Annotated in this window: 3 protein-coding genes; 2 read left to right on the top strand and 1 reads right to left on the bottom strand. The window is 68.0% G+C overall.

All coding sequences use genetic code 11. From position 1 onward, the window contains the following. A partial coding sequence (locus ACFWPJ_RS28280) for a glycosyltransferase (RefSeq protein ID WP_378855860.1) occupies positions 1-681 on the bottom strand: 681 nt, incomplete at its 3' end. A 127-nt stretch (positions 682-808) separates the two neighbouring features. On the opposite strand from ACFWPJ_RS28280, the gene ACFWPJ_RS28275 reads away from it, so the two are divergent. Continuing rightward, complete coding sequence (locus ACFWPJ_RS28275) at positions 809-1,339, top strand: GtrA family protein (protein ID WP_378855858.1); 531 nt, start codon at positions 809-811, stop codon at positions 1,337-1,339. A gap of 112 nt (positions 1,340-1,451) precedes the next feature. Further along, on the top strand, positions 1,452-3,350 hold the full coding sequence (locus ACFWPJ_RS28270; protein ID WP_378855856.1) for a glycosyltransferase: 1,899 nt from the start codon (positions 1,452-1,454) through the stop codon (positions 3,348-3,350). Positions 3,351-3,422 lie beyond the last annotated feature (72 nt).

Raw genomic sequence — 3,422 nt, 5'->3', positions numbered from 1 at the left:
GTGCCTGGCCAGGCCGAGGATCAGCGCGAGGATCTTGGTGCCGTCGCGGTAGGTGCGCAGCTTGGACTCGCTGCCCGCCGGGCGGTCACGGAACCCGACCTGCACCGCGGTCTGCGGCACCCGCAGGTGCAGCGAGTGCACGGTCAGTTCGGTCTCGATCTCGAACTCGCGCGAGACGGCGGGGAAGCTCTTGACGAACCGGCGCGAGAAGACCCGGAAGCCACTCAGCATGTCTTCGACGTTCTCGCCGAACACCTTGCCGACGACGCCGTTGAGCACCTTGTTGCCGGTCTCGTGACCCGAGCGGTAGGCGTTGGTGTCCTCGTCCTGCTTGCGCACGCCGAGCACGTGATCGTAGGGGCCCTCGAGCAGCGTCTTGATCATCAGCGGCGCCACGGATGCCTCGTAGGTGTCGTCGCCGTCGATCATCACGTAGACGTCGGCCTCGATGTCGGCGAAGGCGCGGCGCACGACATTGCCCTTGCCCTTGGTGTTCTCGTAGCGCACGATCGCCCCGGCCTCGCGGGCGCATTCGGCGGTGCGGTCGGTGCTCAGGTTGTCGTAGACGTAAACGACGATCCCCGGCACGGCGGCCTTCAGGTCGGCGACGACCTTGGCGACCGCGGCCTCTTCGTTGTGGCAGGGGACCACGGCGGCAATGCGAAGCTCGGTGGAGTCCACCCGGGTCAAATCCTCGATGTAGGCAGCAGTGGGACACCGGGAGGGTACACAGCGCGGTGTCGATCCGCTCACCCGGTTCAGCGAGCTTAACGCGGGAGCCGACGGGCCATCGGTGTACGGTCGGCCCGTGTCCCACCCCGAGTTGTCCGAGCCGGTCCCCGCGTCCTTGATGTCGAAGGTGGTGACGGCCCTGCGGCAGGGGGCGGCGTTCCTCGTCGTCGGCGCGATCGGTTTCCTGGTCGACGCGGGCACCTACAACCTGCTGGTCTTCTGGGGCGGTGGATTCTCCTTCTCCGAAGGTGTGCTGTATCACTCGCCGCTGCCGGCCAAGATCATCGCGATCGGGGTGGCGACGGTGGTCACCTACTTCGGCAACAAGTGGTGGACGTTCTCCCACAAGAAGACCGACAACCCAGGTCGGGAATACCTTTTGTACGCGGTATTCAACGTGGTCGCGATCGGCCTGCAACTCGGCTGCCTCGGCTTTTCCCGCTATGTACTCGATCTGTCCAGCCCGCTGTCGGACAACATTTCCGGCACGCTGATCGGCCAGATCGTCGCGGTGGTATTCCGCTATTGGGCCTACGACAAATTCGTCTTCACCGGCTCTTCGGCAACCGAGGAGCAACACGCGCGGGGTGCGGCTACCCCTCACTGACAGCGCGACGACGCCGGGCGATTGATATCCTCACCCCCGCCTGCCGCGCCGCCCCTTTCTTTACGTGACTGCTTGCGCCGGCGCAGTCGATACCGAGAATTTCGAGGACTTCATGGAACAGTCGGCTACGGGAGCCGTGACCGAATCGAACGATCGACGCGAGGCCGCACCCGCCTCACTGCGAGGTGACCACGCGGCGCCCGAACGGCTGGTGCTGGCCCGCGGCATCTTCACCGGGCCGTCGGCCCGGGTGAGCGACGAGCTCTACGCTGTCGTCAAGGGCGGCGCCGCGGTTCGTGAGCGCCTGGCGCTGCACCTGCCCAAGGGCGCCACCGCGCACACCAACACCTACTTCGGCCGCTTCGCCGCCAGCTACTGGCAGCGCTGGACCACCGTCACCGAGGTGACCGTTGGCGCGACCCTCGAGGTCGGGGACAAGGCCAACGTGCGCCTGGTCGCCTCCGACATCGCGGGCCACCGCCGCATCATCGCCTCGCTCGTGGCGACCAGCAGCGGCCGCGTCAGCCTGAGCGCCCCGCTGGACCAGTACGTCGACGGTGGCGCGCTGTGGCTCGAGTTCGACGCCATCGGCGGCCCGCTCGGCATCACCGAGCTCGCCTGGACCGCGCAGGCGCCGGAGAAGGTCCGCCCGGTCGCGATCGCGATCTGCACCTTCAACCGCGCCGAGGACTGCGCGCACACCGTGGCCGCGCTGGCCTCGGACGCGACCGTGCTCGCCGCGATCGACGCGGTCTACGTCGTCGACCAGGGCACCGATCTGGTCGAGAACCGCCCGCTGTTCCAGCAGGTTCGCCCCGACTTCGGCGACAAGCTGCGCTACCTCCGTCAGCCCAACCTCGGCGGCGCGGGTGGCTTCACCCGCGGTCTGTACGAGGTGTCGGCGGCCAACGAGCACGCCGACGTCATCCTGATGGACGACGACATCCTGTGCGAGCCCGAGACCGTGCTGCGGTTGCAGGCCTTTGCCAACCTGACCGTCGAACCGACCCTGGTCGGCGCGCAGATGCTGTTCCTGCTCAACCCCGACTACCTCAATGTCGGCGCGGAGGACGTGCACCTGCACGAGCTCAAGCACGGCCAGAAGGTGCCCAAGGCGCTGCGCAACACCTCCATGCTCAAGAAGAACCAGGAGCGCCGCGTCGACGCCGGGTACAACGCCTGGTGGACCTGCCTGATCCCGGCCGAGGTGGTCGCCAAGATCGGCCTGCCGGTGCCGATCTTCTTCCAGTGGGACGACGTGGAGTACGGCATCCGCGCCCGCGAGCACGGCTTCGTCACCGTCACCCTGCCCAACGCCGCCGTCTGGCACGCCGACTTCTACTGGAAGGACTACGACGACTGGGCGCGCTACTTCTCCACGCGCAACTCGCTCATCGTCGGCGCCCTGCACACCGATCTCGACGGCAAGGCGATCACGCGCGAGTTCTTCCGCAATATCGCCGAGCACCTCGTCGGCATGCAGTACGGCCTTGTGCACACCACCTTGCAGGGCATCGAGGACTTCATGAAGGGCCCGAAGGTGCTGCGCGACGGCGGCATCGACGCCCTCGCCGCCGCCCGCACCACCCGCGGCGACTACCCCGAGACCATCAAGCACCCCGCCGCGACCCCGCCGGTGAACTCCGCCGACATCCAGGTCCGCCGGGCCGGCGGTGAGCCGAGCCGGGTCACCCTGGTGCTGATCAAGCGCGCGATCGGGCAGTGGACCGGGCGCACCCAGCACGGCCTGATCGGCATCACCCGCGAGGACGCGCACTGGTGGCACATCGGCCTGTTCGACCACGTGGTCGTCACCGACGCCTCCCAGTCCGGCGTCCGCGTCCGCCGCCGCGACAAGGCCCGCGCCCGCGCCCTGCTCATCCGGACCTACCGAACCCTGCGCAAACTCCGCAAGGAACTCCCCGCCCTCCAGGCCGAGTACCGCGCCGCCGTCCCCGAACTCACCAGCCGCGAGAACTGGGCCAGGCTCTACGGCATCGACCCCAGCTGACGGTCTGTACTACTGAACGCGGGGGGCGGGGGGCTGAGGGGGCGGGGGGGTTGGGGGTGGCCCAAATATGAC

The sequence above is a fragment of the Nocardia sp. NPDC058497 genome, from assembly GCF_042720195.1.
Taxonomy (GTDB): Bacteria; Actinomycetota; Actinomycetes; order Mycobacteriales; family Mycobacteriaceae; genus Nocardia.
This window is presented reverse-complemented; position numbering and strand designations above follow the sequence as displayed.